The sequence below is a fragment of the Enterococcus sp. PF1-24 genome (genome assembly GCF_029893325.1).
GTDB lineage: Bacteria > Bacillota > Bacilli > Lactobacillales > Enterococcaceae > HY326.
In genome coordinates, this window is the sequence record NZ_JARXWL010000021.1 from 1 (window position 1) to 22605 (window position 22605).

Below are 22605 nucleotides of genomic sequence, written 5' to 3' on the forward strand. Positions count from 1 at the left end.
TCTACAATTTTCAAAAAGTTACTGATAGAAAGTAGATAAAATAATATCAGTGAAAATAACTCAAAAAGTTATTAAGAAAGTATTAAGATGTTGCGTTTAAACTTGACAAACGCCTCAAATATATAACTTCGTATAATATATATTATGTAAACTAAATTATATTTTTATTTATCATCCAATTAATCGACTGTCTCACAGGCCGTTTTTAAGACAGTTTCAGTATTTTATTCTTTACAACTTACTTACTTGATTTAATACAATTCATTTAAATTATTTCCTTAATTTTTTATTTTTAATTTATGCTTGCTCTGCAACGCGTTTCATAGATTACACTAATGATGAAATCTTATAAGATGTTTAGCTAGCTTAATTATTAATCTGTTTAAGGAGGAATTTTTAATGAATACTGTTGTCGAAATTTCTGATATTTTAGGTTTGGAATATTATTATGCTACAATTAAGTTTATCCCTAATGCTATGTTGCTGACACAACCTGCGGGTATTTTCACCAAATGGCTGGATCAATGTATTATTTTGTCAGAAATTGAAGATCTTAGAGCTTTTACTGAAAATGGTATTGCTAAAATATCTTTTTACTATAATAATGTTAATTATACCTTTATTGACTATGGAAACGATATCATTTCTTTTTTAGAAAAAAATCTTTAATTTGCTATGGAAAGTAGGAAAATTTGTGGACACTCAAAAAATGATTGTTTTTGATATTGATGGAACCTTACTTGATAGCAATAAAAAAGTGCTACCATCAACAATTGCTGCCTTAAAAAGTTTAAAAAAGGCTGGTCATCATTTATTTTTGGCAACTGGTCGCAGCTTATTGTACACGCAATCAATTATTAAACACTTAGGCTTTGAAAATTATATTCTTTGTAACGGCGCAATTGGCTTTTATCAGCATCAACAAATCATCAGTAAACCGTTAGATGCTACCGAAATTCAAAAATTTTATCAAAAAAGCCTAGAATTGCAGCTGGATATGGCAATTATTACCTTAAATGATTTAACTCGTTTAACTAGTTTCGATTTTACTAAAATGCAGGCGGGTATGGAACTTGTTGGCGCCCCTGTCCCCCCACTCTATTCTAACCAGCTAAATCAAGAGGAAGTCTATCAAGGTTTGGCGTTTTTTGAACCGCAATTTGATCGTGAATTTGAAAATGAATTTAAAAAATTCAATTTTATCCGCTGGCATGAAAATAGTGTTGATGTTGTCGCCGATAAACTTTCAAAAGCAACAACTATTCTAGAGATTGCTAGCCAATTAGCTGTTTCAAGAGAAGATATTATTGCTTTTGGTGATGGTTTAAATGATAAGGAAATGCTGATGCACTCAGGAATTGGTGTTGCTATGGGGAATGCAGATGCAGAAATTCAAAAAATAGCAGATTTAGTGACCAGTAATAATGATCAAGATGGCATTTTTCATGCTTTACGCAAATTACAGCTTATTTAAAGGAGATTTCCATGGTAACGATTAGAGATTTAGCTAAAATAACTGGTTATTCCACCTCAATGATTTCACGGGTCCTTAATCAACACCCTTATGTTGACGAAGAGAAAAGAAAAATCATCTTAGCTGCAATTGAAGAAACCAATTACCGGCCAAACGCCATTGCTCGCAATTTAAGTCTGGGGAAAAGTTATAATATCGGTGTAATTCTACCTTATATTCATATGTCCTATTTTGAACAAATCGTCAGTGGCATCTTACAAACGGCCTTTCAACACAATTATAAAGTTACCTTATTACCTACGAATTATGATAAGGCAACTGAATTGGAATATTTAGAAGAACTAACCACTAAGCACTATGATGGCTTGATTATCACGTCAAAAGCCAATGATTTAAAAACCATTTTAAACTATCAGAAATATGGACCTATAATATTTTGTGAAGAGCTAGTTGAAGAAAATGTCGCCAGTGTTTCTATCAATCGCGAAAAAGCTTTTTTAGATATTGTTCAGTATTTTAAAGAAAATGATATTACTAAAGTTGGTGTGATTACTGGCCGGAATGAACATAGTAGCAACAGTGCTAAACAGCTATTAGCGCTAGCAGAAGCTCATTTACCCGAGTTTGACAACACCTTTGTTTTTCGGGATTGCACTACTTTTGAAGATGGTTTTCAAGCTGCGAAATATTTTCATGAAGTTAAAAATGTTGAAGGCATCATTAGTAACGGTGATGAAATTGCTGCGGCTATTTATGAATATTATCAAGATAAAAAAATAATTTCAATTATTAGCCAAGATAATTCATTTATTAGTCAACTATTAAATTTTCCAGCTGTTGATTATCACCTGATTGAGTGTGGTCGCACAGCCTTTAGCCTATTCATTGAAAATCGCCAAGAAAAAATCAGAATTATTCCTAGTTTTATTGAACGAAAGCATAAGAAGTTTACATAATATTTTTATGGTAACTTCTTGCCTGTTGTACTACCTATTTGATTTAATCTTTATCTCTGTAAGATGGAATTTGTCGCTAATAAGTTTTTACAACCGTGTAAAGAGGAATATCATCATCCGTTCCATCTTGGTCAATAAATGACATATATTCTTCAAGACCATCGTATTTATAGATATCTTCAAATGCTTTTTCTTTTAATTCAATTGAATCCCAAACGACTATTTCAGACCAGTTATCACCATCTCTAATTAACATATGAGAAACACAACCTTCTTGTTTAGATATAAAATCACGATTAAATTTTTCGTGTGCAAGCAAGAAATTAGCTTCAGATATTCCTTTTTTTAGTTTGAAAGACGTCATTTCTAATATTTGTTTCATCAGTATTTTTCTCCTGTTCATAATGCTGTATATTATATCATTAAAGACTATTTCAAAAACACATTTACAACTTTTAATTTGTCTTTACCTGTACATTATAACAGATTTCAGAATTAGGAACTTGTTTCTTATCTATTACTTATCATAGCTTGGATTTGCTACAAAAACTAAAAAATTCTTAATTATAAAGCATATCACTTTCTTTATTAGCAAAATCAATGATAAACTACTGGTAACTTCTAACGAGAACTTTTGTTACGAGTTAGAAGTAGTTTTTTGTTAAAAATTGGAGGGTTCACTAATGAAAAAAATCTTCTTAACGACTCTTTTAGCCGGTAGTTTATTATTTACACTGGTTGCTTGTGGAAATGACAAACAAACAACAGCTGATACTACTGCAAAAAGCAGCGATTCAACAGTTGTTTCAGATAATAATGGAAACGAGGTGTCCCCTGTGACCGATGAAACTTTTGAAGCGGTAGTTGTCAATGTTGACGACCAAAATCTAACCGTCGCTAAAAATCAAAACAGTAATGATTTATATCGTTTAACACTTGAAGCGAATAAAATTGTTGATGCTGGCGGTACAACTGTTCCGATCGAACAATTAGCTGAAGGCCAAGTATTGATGATTACTTTCAATGGTATTGTCGCTCATAGTTATCCAGCTTTTATTGGTAATTATAGCAAAATTGAAGTAACTGACCGAACAGATGAAGCAACTTTGACAGCTGCTAAAGATGTTTTAAATAGTAATGGCTTAAATGGTGAAACTGAAGAAAGTAAATAACAAAAAGACTGAAATATTTGCTTTAATTAGCTGATATTTCAGTCTTTTTTTGCGTTAAAACTCTTTATAATTCTTTATAACGTTCTTTAAAAAACTTTGCATAAGTTTTGACGCTAGGTAATTCTTGCCATCTACAAGGATTTAAATTTTCTTGGCTAAAATTGTAAATCGTTCCTTGTAAAGAGCCTAACAATAAAGGTGAATGAGTAGCAATAATAAATTGCGTGCCTAAAAATCGTGCAGAATGAGTTATCATTTCAGCCAATGCTAATTGCTTTTCTGGTGATAAAGAAACTTCTGGCTCATCTAATAAATACAAACCATCCGGAACTAAATAATCTTCAAAAATTTGCAAAGCTGTTTCCCCATTAGAATATTTTTCTTGAGCGAATAAGTGTCGTTCCATTTGAACTTGCATTTGACGAGAATCTTGATATTTTAAAACTTGCTCCCGTGTCATACCTAGCTTTCTTCGCTGATAAAGATAACCTTCTCGTAAAATACTTTCCTGTTGAATCTTTTTAATTTCATAAAGGATATCTTCACTTTTTAAATAGCGAGAATTTTCAGGAACTCTTTGATAAGTTTTGCCATTGTCATCACAATCAAAAGAAACTTGCATTTCTTGCAGATATTTTTCAAAGTAATTCAAGTGCGGAATATCTGCTCCGGTAATGCCCAATTTGGCGGCTAGTAAATTAAGCAAAGTTGATTTACCGCTGCCGTTATCCCCATAGAGCATGGTAATCGGATCTAAAGTTAAAAGCTCGCCTGTTTTATTCCGCAAAATATTATAAGGATATAAATTCGGATTTCTAACTGTTTCTGAAGAAAATTGAACACAGCGAAGATAACGCATAACTAGTCTCCTCCCCTCTTTAATGATTTGTCAGTAGAGCTTTAGTATAATTTAACACATTTTGCCCTTCTAACAGCTGATAGGCAAAGTTTTTCTCTTGACTGTAGTGCTGCGCCTGTTGATGAAAAAGTTGCTGCATCTGCATTAAATTTTTTGCCAGTTTTTCCAATGAAGTAAAATCTAATAAATCTGATAAAGTTTGTTGCTGCTCTTGGGTCAAATAATTAAACAAATATTTATAATTTTTACCAAAATTTACTTGATAATGCTGCTCTTCGGCAATTTGCCAACTGATTAAACGCAATAATTCTTGATAACAAACTTGATAGAAGTGATCACTAGCATAAAGAAATTCCTTGCGACAAATTCCTTTCACTACATAAGTACTCACCCACCAAAACTCATTACAGCACTCTTGAAAATGAGTTTCTGTTGGCTCTTTACACCAATAAATTTGATCATCTGTCAATAAATCGGTTGGCAACAGCTGGTGTGGATCATAAAGAATTTTGCCAATTGAATCTTCTTTTACCCAATCATTAATTTTTGAAAGTGGACAAAGGCATAAATCAATGCGATTGCCATCTGCAAATAGCATTAAAAAAGTAAATTTCCCATTCATATCGCAAGGGAGCAATTGACCAGTAGCCGGTGTTTGTCGAATCAATAACTCACCAAAAGCTTTCAACCACTCTTGGTGATTAATTAGTTTTTCCATCTTCTGATCTTTAATAAAATACACGATATCATAATCTTGAAAAGCATCTTTGGGAACATTTTGATTAGCGCGTGAGCCGTTTAAAGCCACTGCTTTTAGCCCATCCAACTTTTTTGCAACCTCTAAAATCAAACTGAACATCATCTCTTCATTACGCATCGGCTTTGTCCAATCTTTTATATAAATAGTATTTCGTCGTGCCAGTAAAAGGCATATCTGGTAGTTGGCCAAACACTTGATAGCCAAATTTTTGATAAAAAGTTAGGGCTTGATAATCTTGCGTATGAATCGTAATGTAAGTACATTTCAATTTAGTGGCTTCTGCTTCTACAGTATGTAATAACTGCTGACCGATAGCTTTTCCCCGAACTTCTTCCGCTACTGCTAATAACTGAACGTGCATGGTATTCATAAAAACATTAGCAGTAATTCCACCAAGGTACTGTTCGCCATCAAAAAAGCCATAAGAAAAATCAGCTTTTGGTGTTGCAGAAATAGCTTTTTCTTTTAATTGATGACTTTCTAATAGGGAAATTAAGTCTGTCGAATTTTGTTCTTTAGGTAATTCTTTGATTGCCATAAATATGCCTCACTTTGCTTCAATTTTCATTTTTAATTTTACCATTAATCAGCTTTTTTAAGTCAATACTTAGTAGAAAATTAATTCTTTAATAGCAATTTGTAATTTTAGAATAAACTTATCAAAATTTTGTGAAACCAATTCATTTAATATGAAATCAATATACAAATTACCAACAAGCTCTATTCCTTTTTCTTCTGCATATGCTTGCATTTCGATAAAAGCCCCTTGGTAATCCATATCCCCCTGAACATAGCAAGCTAAATATTTGCCAGCTGGTCGATAAACATCTGATGTAGGTACTTTAGTATAATAAGTTGTATTTTTAAAACAAAACTCACCGTTAGCTGCTGGTAAATTTACCATCATTCCTGGTGGATACGGAAACTCATAACCATAAGCCAGTGTTTTTTGGTATAAGGCACTAATCGCCAAAGACATTCGCGGATATTCAGCATTAATCACTTCTTTACAAGAAAATAACGGCGTTGCTGTTTGCTGCATAATTAAAATTTCAGAAAAGTTGACATTTTGTGATTCTAAAAGAAGTTGTTGCTGCATTTCTATCAATTCTTGCATTTGTTGATAATATTGTTGTTTCTTGATTACCAATTCTTTTTGTTGCTGCAACAGTTGAATCATCTCTTTTGAATCACTGACACCATACATATTCTTTTCGATTTCTTTTAAAGACATACCTATATCTTTTAAAAATAATAGTTTATTGGCAGCATATAGCTGATGATAATGATAATAACGATAGCCTTTTTCATCCACGATTTCTGGTTTGAAAAAGCCCATTTGGTCATAATAAATCAGCGCTTTTCGTTTAATCCCTGAACGTTTTGCAAAATCACCAATTGCTAAATAATTGCTGGTATCCATATAAATCCTTCCTTCTTGAAAACTTCTTTAAAAATAAATATTTTAAAAAGCTTGACTGTCTAGTTACTATACATTATAGACTATAACTATAGAAAAAGCGAAACGAGCTCGTTGAACTTCCGAGTAAAGTGTAAGAATAAATTCTAGTGGCATTGTTTACCACAAATTTCTTCTTCACTTTATCGAGAGAAGTTAGCTCGTGTAGCTGGATTAATAGAAAGAAGGAATACCTATGACAAATAATTTTACACCACTAACTTGTGATTCAATGCAACAACAATTAACTTTTAAAGAACAGCAAGACTTGCTTGAAATTCTTCGCCTATTAGTTACAGATTCAAATATCTCCCCTAATCATTTTTTAGTGGAACAAATTGCGGAATTTTTAACATGTTTAAAACATGAATCAGTTTTTGAAAAAGAACCAGCATCTTTTTATCAAGAAATTCTTGAAAATTTCTTCAATGCTGAAAAAAATCATACAAATAAAGTGGTCAAAGAACTTGATTTACATTTAACGGACATTCAACTTCGGCAATTGACTGAAATCATTATTTGTGAAAACTATCCGGTTCTAGCTACACAACAAGTTGAGTTGCTCTTTTCTTTACTTTACAAATTAACTAGAAAAATCGCTTGGTATACAGGGCTTCAACAATCAGATTTTTATCAAAAGTATCCTAATTTTACTCATCATATTAAGTTTTTAGCTATCCGAATTATTACTAGTCAAATTGATAAAAGTGCTATTGCTAGTGATCCAGATATTTATTTTCATATGCAGAAAAAATATCCAAACTCTTTTAAATTTGCTCAAGATCTTCGCCGCTTCATTACTGAAAAATATAATTTTGATTGTTCCAACTCGGAAATTAGTTTTTTAACCTTACATTTAGAGCAAGTAAAAAAAGCCCCTGCAACTAATTGATTTCAAATTGCAGGGATAAAGATAATATTTAATTTTTATTATGATAAATCCTTTTACGGCCATAATCATACTTAAACATCACTAAAGCAATTAAGGCTGTGATACTTTCAGCTAAAACAAAGGCCCACCAAACTCCAGTTAAACCGAATATCCGACTTAACAGATAAGCAAAGGAAGTAACGAAAAATAGCTGTCTTAGTAAAGTTAAAATCAATGAAAATACCGGACTGGCTGTAGCTTGAAAATAAGAAGAAAAAACAAAACATAGCCCACCAAAGAAAAAGCTTAGACTAATAATTTGAATGACTTCTTTTCCAAGTGTTAAAATTTCTGGATCAGAACTAAACATTCCGATAATTTGATTAGGTAATAACCAAAATAAGAGCATTCCTATCACACTAAAAGTGCTAGCAATAATCAAGGTAATCTTTAAAGTTGCTAATAAACGCGTTTTGTTTTTACCACCATAGTTAAAGCTCATAATCGGTAAAGTACCTTGAACTAAGCCACTAATCGGCATATAAACAAAGGATTGTAACTTATAATAAATGCCAAAAACCGCAACTGAAAGATCAGAAAAGCCATTTAAGATAATATTGATGCTACTTACCATTACAGAACTAATGGAAGTCAGTAAAAATGAAGGCAAACTAATTATATAAATCTCTCGAATCATCTGCCAATCCCACTTGATGTTTTTAAAATCAAAAGTAACTGGCAATTTGCGAGTTTTTAAAGCAATTAAAGCCGCCAACATGGCACAACTTTGCCCAATTACCGTAGCGATTGCTGCCCCACGAACCCCCATTGCCGGCAACCCTAACCAGCCGAAAATAAAAATCGGGTCCAAAATCACATTGACGATTGCCCCAATCAATTGAAAAAACATCGGTTCAATCATATGTCCGCAAGCTTGAAAAATCTTCTCGATAGTAATTTGAACGCTTTGCCCTAAAGCGAAAATGATGATAATCACCACATATTGATTACTTAAATCTAAAATTTCCTGATTATTTGAAAAAATTCCTAAAAAAGCTTGACCAAATAATAATCCTAAAACTACTACCACTAAATAATGGACGACTGATAAAATCACGCCAATTGTAGCTGCTTGGTCAGCGGCAGCTTGTTCCTTATTCCCCATTTTGCGAGCAATAAAAGCATTTAGACCAGCACCGAAACCAACAGATAATGCTAGAATTAAATTTTGAATCGGAAAAGCTAAAGAAACAGCCGTTAACGCTTCATTGCTTATTTTAGCAACAAACATTGAATCCACGATATTATACAAGGATTGAATTAACATTGAAAAAATCGGTGGTAATGACATACTTATAATTAAAGGCAGCAGTTTCCCTGTTGCCATTTTATTTTTCTTTACTTCCATAAAAACCTCCAAATAATCAAAAACCGCAAAAAAAGCCACCTATTTCTGTTGTTTTGGTTAACGGCAAACAAGCAAAAATACGTGGCATAATCTTATGCAATTCAGTTGTATATTCATATTAAATCATTTTTCAGTAAAAAGTCAAGAAAGTTTTCAGCCCATTTTCCAAAAATGACTGCACTTAATTAAATGCGCCAATACTTACTGCCATCATTGGTTCTACCTAAAAAGCCATATTCAATCAAGTAACGACGAATAGCAGCGAAATCATCACAAACTTTTTGAATTAACTGATTAACCTCTTTTTCGCTATATATTTTTTCATTATCAAAAGAGCTGACAATATATTCTAATAAGATGATTTTACTTTTCGCTTTGCGAGGAATGGTAATAACTTGACCGGCTTCATCTAAGAAATTTGCTAAAACTTTTTCCCGTTCTTGCTCATTAATATCAAAGCGAGAATCATAATTATAAATGGCAATCTCCTCTTTCCGCAATTTTTTATTATTTTTTTCCAACAACTCCATGGCTGCCACAAAATGTAACGCTTGCTGTTTTTTCTCTTTTAACTTAAAGCGATGATTGCGCACGGTTGAAGGACTAATTTCCAGTTGTTCAGCGATTTCCTGATCTTTTAAATCTAAGCTTAGCAATAACATTAAATTCTTTTGGGTTTCCGAAATACCTGTCATTTCAGAGGATAAATTTAAAATTGCCTTTAACACGCCACCGTGTTTTTTTGCTAAATGGTTTGTGATTGCATACTTAGCATTAAAGAAATGTTCATCTATTTCAAAAATCTCTTCTTTGTTAAAATCAGCCCCACAAAAAAGACAAACTAACTGTTCTTCTTTTTCTAAATAACCCGTGGTAATTTTTTCAGTCGTTAATTTTTCTTGTTCCATATTTCCCCTGCTTTCATGATTTTTACTTTCTACAGTCCATAATATCATTTTTCGTAATAACTATCTACAAATAGACAAACATTATCGTGTTTTTGTTTATATCAATCAAAAAAAGACTGACTTCACAAATTGTAGTCAGTCTTTTTGGAATTTAAACTAAATCTTCACCGTTTGTGGCAATTACTTGTTTATACCAGTCAAATGATTTTTTCTTATAACGATTCATAGTGCCTTTGCCTTCATCATCTAAATCTACATAGATAAAGCCGTAGCGTTTGCTCATTTCACCCGTAGAAGCACTGACTAAGTCGATACATCCCCAAGGTGTATAGCCCATTAAATCAACGCCGTCGTGAATGGCAGCTGCCATTGCATCAATATGTTGACGCAAATAGTCAATCCGATAATCATCAGCTACATAGAAGTTTTCATCAACTTTATCAATTGCTCCTAAACCATTTTCCACGATAAATAATGGTTTTTGGTAGCGATCATATAATTCATTTAAAGAAATCCGTAAACCTTCTGGATCAATCTGCCAACCCCATTCACTAGCTTTAAGGAATGGATTTTTAGTTCCACCAAGAATATTACCAGCAACTACATCTTCTTCAGTAGTAATCGTTACTGCTCGCGACATGTAATAACTATAACCAATATAGTCAACAGGATGAGCTTTAATTAGTGCTAAATCTTCATCCGTAATCACTAATTTAGCTTTGTCAACGCCATTTTTTTCAAGATAGCGGTCAGTATAAGCTGGGTAAGCTCCCCGCACTTGAACATCAGCACAGAAGAAATTGAACTCTTGATTTTCTTCAAGGACAGCCATTTGGTTAACTGGATTCGCATCCATACTATAACTTGTTGCATAGATAATCATACAACCAATTTGTAAGTTTTCATCTAATTCATGAGCAAATTTAGTGGCTTTACTACTAGCAACAAATTGATGATGCCAAGCTTGGAAGACATTTTGCATATCGCCGCCACCGGTTTGTTTAATCATCCCTTGACTTAATACTGGTAAATGACCAGCTGAATTGATTTCGTTAAAGGTCATCCAATATTTAACTTTTTTATAATAGCGACTTAAAACTGTTTCCGCAAAACGTTCAAAGAAAGCAATTAATTCACGGTTTTTCCAGCCACCATATGTTGTTGCCAAATTTAAAGGCATTTCATAATGAGAAATCGTAATTACTGGTTCAATGTTGTATTTCAAACATTCATCAATCACTTGATCATAAAAAGCTAAACCAGCTTCATTAGGTTGTGCTTCATCCCCCATCGGGAAAATGCGACTCCAAGCAATTGAAAAGCGATAGCATTTAAAGCCCATTTCTGCAAATAATTGAATATCTTCTTTAAAATGATGGTAATGATCAATTCCTTGATGATTTGGATAAGTATATTTTTCTTCATCAATTGACCAATCAAAATCTTGACTACCTAAAATCATCATGCGTTGTTTGCCACCAGGCATTGCATCGGCAACGGATAAACCTTTACCATCTGCTTGATAAGCACCTTCTAATTGATTAGCAGCCGTTGCGCCGCCCCATAAAAATCCTTTTGGAAATCGCGTCATCTCTTGTCCACTCTCCTTCATTCTTCTTAGTAAAATCATAAATGGTTATATAATTTCAGTTTACGCTAATTTTCTTACTAAATAAATAGCCAGCGCTATTATTCAATCGGCATTCACAGATTTTATAATAGAACTGGCTTATTTTGTATATTTATTTTACAACAACTAAGAAATCTTCACCGTGAATCACGCTATCTTGAGATAAATCAAGAACATCTAAATAAGAAGCAGTATTTGTAACCACGATTGGTGTAACAGTTGAATAACCTTTTTCAGTAATTAAAGCTTGGTCAAATTTAACTAATAAATCACCTTGGTTAATTTTGTCGCCAGTTTTAACTAAAGCTTCAAAACCTTCACCTTCTAATTCAACAGTATCCATACCGATATGAATTAATAATTCAATACCGTCAGTTGAAGTAATCCCAATAGCATGACCTGTAGGGAAAATAGTTGTAATTTCACCACTTACTGGCGCATAAACCGCACCTTCAGTTGGTTGAATCGCTAAACCTTTACCCATAGCACCTGAAGCAAAAACTTCATCTTTTACTTCTGAAAGAGGTAAAACATTACCAGTAACTGGGCTAGCTAAAGTAATCCGTTGACCTGTAGAAGTATCATTTTCAGTTGTTTCTTCAGTAACAGTTGCTGCTTCAACAGGATCATCAAAACCTAAAACTAAAGTTAAAATGAAAGCAATCACAGCTGCAATAACCATACTAATCACTGAATACATCATACCTGAAGTATCTGATGAACCTGGTTCGATAAAGCCTGGCAAGCTAAATACGCTAGCTAAACCAAATACATAGTTTCTAACACCTTGGAAAGCTACAAAAGCAGAACCAACAGCCCCACCAATACAAGCTGCAATAAATGGTTTTTTCAATGGTAAAGTAACACCATATACAGCTGGTTCAGTAATCCCAAAAATAGTTGTTAAACCTGTAGATAATGCCACACCTTTAAGGTTAACATTTTTAGATTTTAAGAAGACAGCTAAAGCTGCGCCACCTTGTGCAAGAACAGCTGGTAATAACATTGGTTGCATTGTATCAAAACCAACGCCACTTTCACCTAAGTTCAACATCATGATTGGAATAAGGCCCCAATGCATACCGAACATAACAAAGACTTGCCAGAAACCACCAATAACCGCACCAGCAATCACTGGACTTAAATTGTAAATTGCGTTATAAGCGTCACCTAACAAATTACCAACAATTGTGCCTAAAGGACCAATTACGATAAATGTTAAAGGAATCATAATTACAAAAATTAATAATGGTTCAAAAATAATCTTAATTGCATTTGGAATAACTTTTTTTGCAAAACGTTCAACATATTTCAAAACGAAAGTTGCTAAAAGAATTGGTAATACTGATGAAGCATAACCACTTTGACCAAAGACAATTGGAATACCAAAGAAGCTTAAATTTGTACCAGCTAAAGCACTAATGCCTGGATAAACTAAAGCCATTGCGATACAAACAGCATAGTATGGATTGGTATCGAATTTTTTAGCCGCTGTAAATGCTAAAAGAATTGGTAAGTAATGGAATAAACCATCTGCTACAGCCCAAAAGATGACATAAGCACCTGACTCAGGAGCCATCCAGCCCATAGTAGAAGCTAAAGTTAGTAAACCTTTTAACACCCCAGCACCAGCCATAGCACCTAAGAATGGTGTAAAAATAGAAGAAATAATATCAATTAATTGATTTAATACATTACCTTTTGGTTTTGTATCTTCGCTACTGCTAGAACCGCCTAAATTACTGATAGCAGTTAATTCTTTATAGACATCATTAACATGACTACCAATAACTACTTGATATTGTCCACCACTTTGAACAACTTGAATAACATCGGGATTAGCTTTTAATTTTTCTGTTTCTGCGATGTTTTCATCTTTTAAATTGAAACGTAAACGTGTTGCACAGTGAACAACTGAATTTACATTTCCTTCACCACCAACAAGGTCTAAGACCCGTTTGGCAATCTCTTGATTCTTACTCATATGTTTTCCTCTTTCTCTAAAAAATTTTTTGCTGTCAATAAGCTATTTTCAGCATAAGTAAAAGTTTTTAAATAGTTTCTATTTATTTAAAAACTTTATTCTCTTGCCAAAAAATAAAACTAAAAAACCCAAACTGAAAAAAGCTTGTCTACGAGTGACAATCCTTATTTTCAATCTGGGTTTTGCCTGCCTAACAGTAACAATCCGCTATGATTTTAATTATTGCTCATCTTTTGCGATGATTCGTTGAATATGAATCGTTAAATAAGTTTGCTCTGCTTCATCAATACTTTTATCATATTTACCTAATAAAAATTGATTAATTCTTTGTACTGCTTGAAAAGCTTTCGGGTATTTCCCTGGAATCAGTTCATAAAGAAATTCATCTTTCTCGTTATAAACTTCATCTTTTAAATAACGCTGTGCAAAAAACTGAATATGGGTTACCATTCGCTGATAAGCTAAAGAATTTTCATCAAAGACAATTCCGAAATAGCGACTAATAATCGTTAAAATATCGCCAACCATCTCAGTAGCGTTCATCGTAACATCCATACTACCATTCGCTTGTGTCGCATTAACAATATGAAAAGCGATGAACCCAGCTTCATTGTCAGTCAGCTGAATCTCAAAACTTTCATTTAACAATGCGATTCCTTGTAAAGCGACTTCATATTCTTTAGGATAAAATTTACGAGTTTCGTATTTTAAAGGATTGGTTAACTCAATTCCTTCTTTTGCTCGCAAAATTGCATGGTGAATATGGTCGGTTAAAGTTAAATAAATGTTAGTAGATAATTCGGTCTCTAATTTTTCTTCAGCTAAATCAACAATTTTTTTAACCAATTCAACTTCTTCAGGGGGTAAATCAGAAAATAACTCTTGAAATTGGCTTGAAAATGAGGAATCTTTTAAAATAAACTCTTTTTGAATAAATGCTGGATTAATTTCCTCACCAATTTTTTTCTGAAAAGCTAGTCCCCTGCCCATACAGACAACTTCTTCACCTGCAGGATTGGTTGTCATTACAACATTGTTATTCAAAATTTTTTCAATAATCATAATGAACCTCTCTTTACTAGAAAAGCGAAAATTGCTTAATTGAAACCTCTTGTCAGACCTCAGGACAAAATAAAAAAACCTAGAATCCACCCTTGCTCTGCTAGTCGCAGCTATGGCTGATTCTGGTTTTGCCTGCCTAACAGTAACAATCCATTTAATCCTCTTACAGCATAACATTTTTCAAAAAAAATAACAAGACTTTAGGTTGAAATTTGGCTAACTTAATTTTGAAAAGTAATTTTTTTAAGTTGTTTGAGTTTGGTAAATATAAATGAAAACGAACAGAGAAATGTAGCAACTAAGCTTTTCTCTGTTCGTTAGGATAGTTTTCTTCATCGCAAATTAAATATTTACCATTCTGCAATAGTTCCATCATAATTTTTCCAAGAAGGGTTGGTCCAAATTAGACCTTCTTGAGCAATTTCTTCAATCATTTCTTCATTCATCTCCAATCCTAAACCTGGTTTAGTTGGAATATCTACATAACCATCTTTATATTGAAAAATTTCTTTATTATGGACAAAATCTAATAGATCGAATCCTTTATTGTAGTGAATACCTAGACTTTGTTCTTGAATAAAGACGTTTGGTGTGCAGACATCTACTTGTAAAGTTGCAGCAAGTGCAATCGGTCCATACGGTGCATGCGGTGCAACTGCCACATCATATGCTTCAGCCATAGCAGCAATTTTTCTAGTTTCTAAAATTCCACCACATAAAGCTACATCAGGCTGAATAATATCTACAACACCTTGTTGAAATAATTTTTTAAATTCCCATCTTGTATATAATCTTTCACCTGTAGCAATAGGTATTGAAGCATGTTGGGCAACTTCTTTGAAACTCTCTTCATTTTCTGGAAGAACAACCTCTTCCAAGAACATAGGTTGGTAAGGTTCCAAAGCCTTTGCCAAAACTTTAGCCATTGGTTTATGAACACGACCATGAAAATCAACACCTATTTGCATTTTATGTCCAAAATGTTCACGAATTGAAGCAACCCGATCAACAACATCTTGTACTTTGTCATAAGAATCAATATAGTGAAGTTCTTCAGTAGCATTCATTTTTACTGCAGTAAATCCTCTGTCATATCTATCTTGTGCTTCTTTAACAACATCTGCAGGTCGGTCACCACCAATCCAAGAATAAACTTTAATGCGGTCTCTAGCTGCACCACCTAATAATTCATAAACAGGAACGCCTAAAGCTTTTCCCTTAATATCCCAAAGTGCCATTTCTATTCCAGATACTATCGTTCCATTAATTGGACCGCCTCTGAAAAATGACCGATGTAATTCTTGAAAAATCCGTTCAATTTCAAATGGATTTCTTCCAATAATTCTATTCCCCATTTCGTAAGCACCTGTAACAACTGTATCTGTTTTAGTTCCAGAAATCATTTCGCCCCAGCCCTCAATGCCAGTATCTGTCGAAATTTTAATAAAAATCCAACGCGGTTTTATTTTATAAACTTTAATTTTTTCAATCTTCATTTTTTTCATCCTTATAGTTAATTTTTTTAGTCCATAGCATGATTAACATTTTTTACTTTTTCAAAGAAATACCAAGCACCAGAAAATCCAATGAGTAATAAGGGAATACCAATCATTGGTTGATAAGTAAATGCTAAAAATACTAAGTAACTTTGAATCATCGCTGTTGATGCAAAAGATGAAATTAACATTGCGCCTGATCCTAAGTCTATGCCGACAGATTTAGCAATTTCAGTTAAAACAGGTGCTGTTGCCGAACCACACCATAATAATGAAGCAGTAACAACTAATCCAATCATAATATTTTTTAACAAATTACCACGTGTTAATGCAACGACCATTGCAACTCTAAAAGGTACAACAGCTAAATCTGCAAATGGTAAAACACGGTTTCCTGGTAAAATAAGCGCCATTGCAATTGTTAATGGAATAATAATTAATGCTGTAGTAATTACATCTTGATTTCCTACAATGACAGCAGCGTCTAAGCCAATAAATAGTTTTCGACCTTTAAATTTCTTTTGTGACCATTCTTGAGCGGCATCTGAAATAGGCATTAATCCCTCCATGAATAAAGAAGTCATTTTGGGAATGAGCACTAATACAGCTGACATGCTAACTCCTAATTGCAGAATAGCAGTAATATCATAACCAGCTAAAACACCAATTACAATTCCGATAACCAAGCCCATAATCATTGAGTCCCCAAAGAATCCAAGATATTTTTGAGCATCTTTAATTGTGAAAGTTGATTTTCTAATAAACGGAATTCGATCTAGTAACCAATTCATCGGCCAGGCAATCACTAACGATGATAGTGCTGAAACTGTAGGTAAAGAAACCCCAGGGATACCAAAAAAATCTTCAACTAATGGCTGTGACCAATCAGACATTTTAAAAGTGATAATAGCCATTGCAATTGAAGAGCCAATTCCAAGTGCAATATTTTTTGTTACAAAATAAACCATCACACCAACAATTGCCATATGGTGATAATTCCAAATATCCACATCTAAAGTATGTGTTTTTTTCAAAATCAGCAAGATGATATTAACAATTAAGATTGCAAAAATTAACAATGCAATGATTGGTGATGCCCATGTTACAGCAGCTATTGAACCCCAACCGACATCTAACGCATCTAATTGAACACCTGTCCTTTCTACCATCGATTTTGCAGCAGGACCAACATTTGTTGTCATAAAATCTAAAATTAACTTAATTCCCGCGAATCCAATACCTAAAGTTAAACCTGATTTGAAAGCTTTTGTAATTTTTAAGCCAAAAATCAGTCCTATAATGGTAATAATTACCGGAAGCATAACTGTAGCTCCGGCTCCGATAAAGAAGTTAAAAACATCCATTACAATATTCATTATTGTCTCCCCTAATCTTTAATAATATCTAAAATTTCTTTCATCGTATCTTCTGCACCATTTCCTGTTAAAATTGACATTCCCTTGACAATCGGCACATCACCAGTTTGCCCATCAAACTGACCAGTAGTAACTAACAAATCATAACCAGAAACTTTTCCAGAAACTTCCATCAGTTTTGTTTGTGTAGTTTCTACTTGAATTCCTTGTTCAGCTAAATAGTTTCTAACTTTTGTAGCAACAACTGTAGAAGTCGCAATACCATTACCACATGCAATTAAAATTCGTTTCATATTTATTCTCTCCTCAAATTTTAGTTTTTATAAGTTGTAACAAAGTTTTTTTATCGGTAGTTCTCAACATCTCATTGCGAAATGCTTCATCTTGAATAATTGTAACAATCTTCTGTAACATTTCTATTTGTCCATGTGGTTCCCCGATTGCCATCATTATTACAATTTGAACTGGAATTAATTCTGCAGTATTTTCCATATTTCGAAAATCGACAGGTTGTTTTAATGTTGCAATTGCTAGTGTTGTTTGATTAACTAATTCAAAGTTAGCATGGGGAATAGCAATTGCTGGAGTAGAAGATGGTAACCCCGTCGGATATTCCTGTTCTCTTTCTTGAATAGCCTGAACATACTCAGGCTTAACATATCCATTTTTTACTAATTGTTCAGCCATTTTTTTCAAAACTTCACTAGAATTTTTGACCTCTAAATTAGTTAAAATTAAATTTTCATCTAATAATACAGTTACTGACATATAAAATTCCCTTTCATTTGTTTATTCGAGTCATCTTACAATAATTGTTTTGTTAGTTAATGAGTTTTAAATATTTTTCGCATATTGCTTTTATTTCATTTGTATTCAGGTGAGCTAAGGTATCCTTAGAGAACATTGCTGATCCCATCCCTAAATAAGTTACATCATGCTTTAGAAAATCAGATGCATTTTCATAAGATACACCACCAACTGCCATTAATGGCAATTTTCCTAACGGTGCTTGAACATCTTTAAAAAATGTTGCTCCAACCACGCTAGCAGGAAATACTTTTACAATATCCGCACCTAAATTTATCATTTTATTGATTTCTGAAGGCGTCATTGCAGAAGGAACAGCTATAATATTTTTAGCTTTACAAAAATCAAAAATTTCTTCGGTAAATGTATGTGGTCCTAGTAAAAAAGTTGCACCTGCTTCAACAGATTTTTGCGCTTCTTCAAGATTTCTAACAGTTCCAGCACCCACTTGCACTTTTTTTCCGAAGCTATTTTGAAGCTGAGAAATGATTTTATAAGCATTTTCAGTATTTAAAGTTACTTCTACTGCAAATTTACCTTCAAACTCACTTAATACTTCAGTCACTAACAATGCTTGCTCTAATGTATAATGACGCATTATGACTGTAAAAATCGGAAAATTTCTATTTTTCAATTACGATCATCTCAATTCTTCAATTTTCAAATGAATTTCCTTACTATTATTTAATTCTAATAATTCCTGCACACTTTGTTGGTTGTTCGCCAATTCTGCTAATTGATTAATTGCTCTTAAATGTTTAGTTAAATCTAAAATAGCTATTGGTGCAACAATATGAATTCTTTTACCAAAAGGATATTCAATTGGATATTTACTAATTAATAAACCAATTCCTTCACTATAAACCCCCGCTTCTGGAACTGCATGGGGAATTGCCATTTCAGTCCCTAAAAAGCTATAATTATTTTCGTCATTGGTTTGAGCTATTAGCTCATCAATATATGCTTCAGTAATAGCTCCCTCTACTAATAGAGGTTGGCAAGCCAATCTTAAAGCCTCTTTCCATTCCAATGGCTCTTCAATAAACTGTATATACTCTTTTTTGATATAACTAGATAGTTTAGGAAGAATTTGTAATTCTGAAATTGGTCCATCTTCTTTATTAGTTACAAAAAATCTTTCTAAATTATTTTTCAACTGTTCTGGCTCATGAATTGTTGCATTTTTTGCAATCAATTGAAATAGATCATTAATTAATTGATCTAACTCAGCAATACCTGTTTCTTTTAATACTCTATAGCGTAAGCTTACTTGTTCTTGATAATTCATAAGGGGGTCAATAATATATTGAGGTAAGAATGTATCTAACGGAACTGTCGTAAATACCAAATCATAATCTGATGAAAAAACTTCGAATTCTCTAACTGAAATTGCCGCTAAAAAATGTAATTCTGGAAAAAGTGTTTTAAGAGATTCCATCATCATTTTTGAGACAATCAATCCATTTGTACAAACGATTACTGCCCTTTTTTTAGGAGCTGGTGGTAAATTTCCTTGACTTAGTTGATGTCCGAAATAGAAAGAAAGTAATTCCAACTCGTTTATAGGAAATGATTTACCCAAGTATTCTTCCAATGGTAAAATGATTTCTTTCATTAAATTAACTAAAATAACGTGATTATTATCATACACAATATCTTGCAAGCCCATATTACCTAATTTCAAACCATACCTAATTCGAAAACAAGCAGGACGTAGGTGATCAAATAATCTTTTTTCAAATTTAATGCGATCTTCAATTTCAATAAAAGTTTGAATTTGAAATTGATTGATCATTTCGTGAATAAAACTACGTAGCTTTTTATCTGAAGTCTTTTCTTCTAAATAATTTTGGTAGGTATTAGAAGAAAGAAAAAGTAAAGTAGTCCATTCAATATCATCTTGACTAAAACACCATTGGTTTGGTAATAGACTTTTGATAACTCTAAATTCCAATGTATCCTGAACATGATTTTTAAAGAAATTAGTTTCTTGTACTCGATTGTTTTGAATTCTACTAATTAAATAAGAAAGCACTTCTACAATAAAATCAAAAGATTCATCTGCATAATTTATTTTTAAGCGCTTCTCTACAGAACGAATCAAATGAATAATTTCATCTTTACCAATTGATAAATAAGGGATTAATAAATCAGTCGATTGCGATAGTTTAAGCTTTTTTTGAACTAAATCGTTTAACAACATTCTGATTTGCAGTTCTTCCCCTTCTAAGTAATAACCTGATCTTCTTGTATAGGATATCTTCAATAAGTAACGCTTGACGTATTTATTTGCATTTTTTATATCCATTAATGCAGTATTTTTGCTAACATTTAGTAAATCAATGATATGAAACAAAGATATATTTTCTTCATTAATCATTAAATAAAGTAGAATCAATTCTCTCCGCTCAATATCAGTAAGGAAATCAGGTTGCTCAGAATTTATATCTCGTCCCATCGCTCTAGCTTGAATCACCTCTACAGGAATAAAAAAATCTCCAAGTTTGTTCCTTTCAATTTTAGGCAATTGTTTTTTTTCCAAAGTTTCATTAATTTGAGCTATTGAATAATTAATTTGGCGTTTCGTCAAATGAAGCACGTCTTCAAGATCTGTCATTCGATACTCAGGCCGGCGTATGAGCAGATTTAAAATCTTTATACCGCGTTCGTTCATTTCGTTCCCCCCTTATAAGTATTATAAAAGCTGTTATATATTTTTGGAATACGTTTTCATCCCGACTTTTGTGTTACAAAGTATACCCTATTGTATTACAAAAACTGAACTTTAAGATGGCTAGTTATTATATAAACATAAGATATATTAATTAAAGTATTATTTTCTTCATAAAGTATATACTAAAAAAGGAACCAAATAGCGTTATGCTACTTGATTCCTAAAATGATACTGTTGTATGACTTACAACACTTCTCCGTTGCTTGCAATCACTTGTTTATACCAATCATAGGATTTTTTCTTATATCTTTTTAATGTTCCTTCACCTTTATCGTCTAAATCAACATAAATGAAACCATAACGTTTTGCCATTTCAGACGTTCCAGAAGAGATAATATCAAGGGAAGACCATGTTGTATAGCCAATCAAATCTACCCCATCAGCAATTGCTTCTTTCATTTGCGCAATATGTTGAGATAAATAATCTATGCGATAAGTATCTTCGATTTTGCCATCTACTAATTGATCTTCTGCCCCAATACCATTTTCTACAATAAACAAAGGAATGTGGTAGCGATTATACATATCATTTAAAGTATAACGTAAGCCGATTGGATCAATTTGCCAACCCCAATCTGATGCTGCTAAATATGGATTTTTCAATCCTTTTTTTAAATTTCCGTCAGTCATTTCTAAGCCATCTTTATTCGCACTAGAGATAGATGACATATAATAACTAAATGCTAGATAATCAGCTGGATATTTTGCTAATAATTCTTCATCTTCAGGTAATACCGTTAATTCAATATTGTTTTCTGCCCAGAATCTAGCAGCATATGGCGGATATTTACCATTAATTAACGTATCTGTAAAATAATAGTTATCCATTTGTTCATTCTTTTGTGCTTCAATACAATCTTCAGGTCGACAACTAGCTGGATAAGTTGTAAATTTAGCCACCATACATCCCATCATCGCTCCTGGAGAAATTTCATGTAATCGCTTGGTTACTATGGCAGATGCTAAAAATTGATGATGTGCTGCCTGATAGCAATCTTGTAAATAATTATCGGAAGAATCGGCTGTCACGCCAGTTGAATAGAAAACATTGAAGCGGGCACCATTAATTTCATTGAAAGCTACCCAATATTTTACCCGGTCGCCGTAATTTTCAAAAAGAGTTACGGCATAATTTTCATAAAATTTGATTAGTTCGCGATTTTTCCAACCACCGTATTCTGTTACTAAAGCCACTGGTAAATCAAAATGACTAATCGTCACAAGGGGTTCCATATTATATTTAATGATTTCATCTAATACTTTATTATAAAAGGCTAGCCCATCAGGATTTACTTCTTCTTCGTAGCCTTTAGGAAAAAGTCGACTCCACGCAATTGATAAACGAAAAACCTTAAAACCCATCTCAGCACATAGTTTAATATCTTCTTGATAGCGATGATAAAAATCAATCCCATAACGCTTAGGATATTTTCGCCAATTTTCGTCAGCAATGGCGGCTTGTACTTTTTTTGAATCCATAAATTTTCGCTCTGAACGCGAAACAGTTTTATCATATTTAGTTGCTAAATCAGCAACGGTTAAGCCGCGACCCGCTTCATCATAAGCACCTTCTGCTTGGCAAGCAGCAATCGCCCCACCCCATAAAAAATTTTCTGGAAAACCTGTTTGTAATTTTTGCATTTATCTTT

Annotated in this window: 22 protein-coding genes; 5 read left to right on the top strand and 17 right to left on the bottom strand. The window is 32.9% G+C overall.

The window, feature by feature from the left end:
- Positions 1-399 precede the first annotated feature (399 nt).
- From M2139_RS09825 to M2139_RS09835, 3 genes are read left to right on the top strand one after another with little or no spacing between them, the layout of a single operon-like run.
- The gene (locus M2139_RS09825) at positions 400-669 is read left to right on the top strand and encodes a hypothetical protein (protein ID WP_280738668.1); all 270 of its coding nucleotides are present in this window, start codon (positions 400-402) and stop codon (positions 667-669) included.
- Between the two features lie 25 nt (positions 670-694).
- Positions 695-1474 (top strand): HAD family hydrolase, encoded by a 780-nt coding sequence (locus M2139_RS09830; protein WP_280738669.1) that lies wholly within the window; start codon positions 695-697, stop codon positions 1472-1474.
- Positions 1475-1485: 11 nt separating this feature from the next.
- Positions 1486-2430, top strand: coding sequence for a LacI family DNA-binding transcriptional regulator (locus tag M2139_RS09835; protein ID WP_280738670.1), 945 nt, complete (start codon positions 1486-1488; stop codon positions 2428-2430).
- A 76-nt stretch (positions 2431-2506) separates the two neighbouring features.
- On the opposite strand, the gene M2139_RS09840 is transcribed toward M2139_RS09835, so the two are convergent.
- On the bottom strand, positions 2507-2812 hold the full coding sequence (locus M2139_RS09840; RefSeq protein WP_280738671.1) for a hypothetical protein: 306 nt from the start codon (positions 2810-2812) through the stop codon (positions 2507-2509).
- Positions 2813-3113: 301 nt separating this feature from the next.
- Here M2139_RS09840 and M2139_RS09845 point away from each other — a divergent pair, with 301 nt between their 5' ends.
- A complete protein-coding gene (locus tag M2139_RS09845; protein ID WP_280738672.1) occupies positions 3114-3602 on the top strand; it encodes a hypothetical protein in 489 nt (162 codons plus the stop codon).
- 64 nt (positions 3603-3666) lie between these two features.
- Here M2139_RS09845 and M2139_RS09850 read toward each other — a convergent pair whose 3' ends face one another.
- The 4 genes from M2139_RS09850 to M2139_RS09865 all read right to left on the bottom strand — a co-directional run bounded on the left by M2139_RS09850 (position 3667) and on the right by M2139_RS09865 (position 6644).
- Positions 3667-4461: an AAA family ATPase gene (locus M2139_RS09850; protein WP_280738673.1), complete on the bottom strand. Its 795-nt coding sequence runs from the start codon at positions 4459-4461 to the stop codon at positions 3667-3669.
- A gap of 19 nt (positions 4462-4480) precedes the next feature.
- The gene (locus M2139_RS09855; protein ID WP_280738674.1) at positions 4481-5338 is read right to left on the bottom strand and encodes an aminoglycoside 6-adenylyltransferase; all 858 of its coding nucleotides are present in this window, start codon (positions 5336-5338) and stop codon (positions 4481-4483) included.
- The gene (locus tag M2139_RS09860) at positions 5331-5759 is read right to left on the bottom strand and encodes a GNAT family N-acetyltransferase (RefSeq protein WP_280738675.1); all 429 of its coding nucleotides are present in this window, start codon (positions 5757-5759) and stop codon (positions 5331-5333) included. Before M2139_RS09860 ends, M2139_RS09855 begins: the two co-directional genes overlap by 8 nt.
- A 69-nt stretch (positions 5760-5828) precedes the next feature.
- Complete coding sequence (locus M2139_RS09865; RefSeq protein ID WP_280738676.1) at positions 5829-6644, bottom strand: MerR family transcriptional regulator; 816 nt, start codon at positions 6642-6644, stop codon at positions 5829-5831.
- 232 nt (positions 6645-6876) lie between these two features.
- Here M2139_RS09865 and M2139_RS09870 point away from each other — a divergent pair, with 232 nt between their 5' ends.
- Positions 6877-7572 carry a PRD domain-containing protein gene (locus M2139_RS09870; protein WP_280738677.1) on the top strand — a complete coding sequence of 232 codons (696 nt, stop codon included), beginning with the start codon at positions 6877-6879 and terminating at the stop codon, positions 7570-7572.
- A gap of 28 nt (positions 7573-7600) precedes the next feature.
- Here the strand turns inward: M2139_RS09870 and M2139_RS09875 are convergent, their stop codons facing one another.
- From M2139_RS09875 to M2139_RS09930, 12 genes are all read right to left on the bottom strand, one after another.
- Positions 7601-8959, bottom strand: coding sequence for an MATE family efflux transporter (locus M2139_RS09875; protein WP_280738678.1), 1359 nt, complete (start codon positions 8957-8959; stop codon positions 7601-7603).
- Between the two features lie 185 nt (positions 8960-9144).
- Complete coding sequence (locus tag M2139_RS09880; protein ID WP_280738679.1) at positions 9145-9867, bottom strand: DUF2087 domain-containing protein; 723 nt, start codon at positions 9865-9867, stop codon at positions 9145-9147.
- A 151-nt stretch (positions 9868-10018) separates the two neighbouring features.
- Positions 10019-11458: a glycoside hydrolase family 1 protein gene (locus tag M2139_RS09885; protein WP_280738680.1), complete on the bottom strand. Its 1440-nt coding sequence runs from the start codon at positions 11456-11458 to the stop codon at positions 10019-10021.
- 151 nt (positions 11459-11609) lie between these two features.
- Complete coding sequence (locus tag M2139_RS09890; protein WP_280738681.1) at positions 11610-13481, bottom strand: beta-glucoside-specific PTS transporter subunit IIABC; 1872 nt, start codon at positions 13479-13481, stop codon at positions 11610-11612.
- A 219-nt stretch (positions 13482-13700) separates the two neighbouring features.
- Entirely contained in the window at positions 13701-14543 is an 843-nt protein-coding gene (locus M2139_RS09895) for a PRD domain-containing protein (RefSeq protein ID WP_280738682.1), read from the bottom strand.
- A 350-nt stretch (positions 14544-14893) separates the two neighbouring features.
- Positions 14894-16039: a galactonate dehydratase gene (gene dgoD, locus M2139_RS09900; RefSeq protein WP_280738683.1), complete on the bottom strand. Its 1146-nt coding sequence runs from the start codon at positions 16037-16039 to the stop codon at positions 14894-14896.
- Positions 16040-16065: 26 nt separating this feature from the next.
- Positions 16066-17415 (bottom strand): PTS transporter subunit IIC, encoded by a 1350-nt coding sequence (locus tag M2139_RS09905; protein ID WP_280738684.1) that lies wholly within the window; start codon positions 17413-17415, stop codon positions 16066-16068.
- A gap of 11 nt (positions 17416-17426) precedes the next feature.
- A complete protein-coding gene (locus M2139_RS09910; protein ID WP_280738685.1) occupies positions 17427-17708 on the bottom strand; it encodes a PTS sugar transporter subunit IIB in 282 nt (93 codons plus the stop codon).
- Between the two features lie 13 nt (positions 17709-17721).
- Positions 17722-18183 (bottom strand): PTS sugar transporter subunit IIA, encoded by a 462-nt coding sequence (locus tag M2139_RS09915; RefSeq protein ID WP_280738686.1) that lies wholly within the window; start codon positions 18181-18183, stop codon positions 17722-17724.
- 52 nt (positions 18184-18235) lie between these two features.
- On the bottom strand, positions 18236-18856 hold the full coding sequence (locus M2139_RS09920) for a bifunctional 4-hydroxy-2-oxoglutarate aldolase/2-dehydro-3-deoxy-phosphogluconate aldolase (RefSeq protein ID WP_280738687.1): 621 nt from the start codon (positions 18854-18856) through the stop codon (positions 18236-18238).
- A 6-nt stretch (positions 18857-18862) separates the two neighbouring features.
- Positions 18863-20896, bottom strand: a complete 2034-nt coding sequence (locus tag M2139_RS09925) for a BglG family transcription antiterminator (RefSeq protein ID WP_280738688.1) — start codon at positions 20894-20896, stop codon at positions 18863-18865.
- Between the two features lie 243 nt (positions 20897-21139).
- Entirely contained in the window at positions 21140-22597 is a 1458-nt protein-coding gene (locus tag M2139_RS09930; protein WP_280738689.1) for a glycoside hydrolase family 1 protein, read from the bottom strand.
- Positions 22598-22605: the final 8 nt, after the last annotated feature.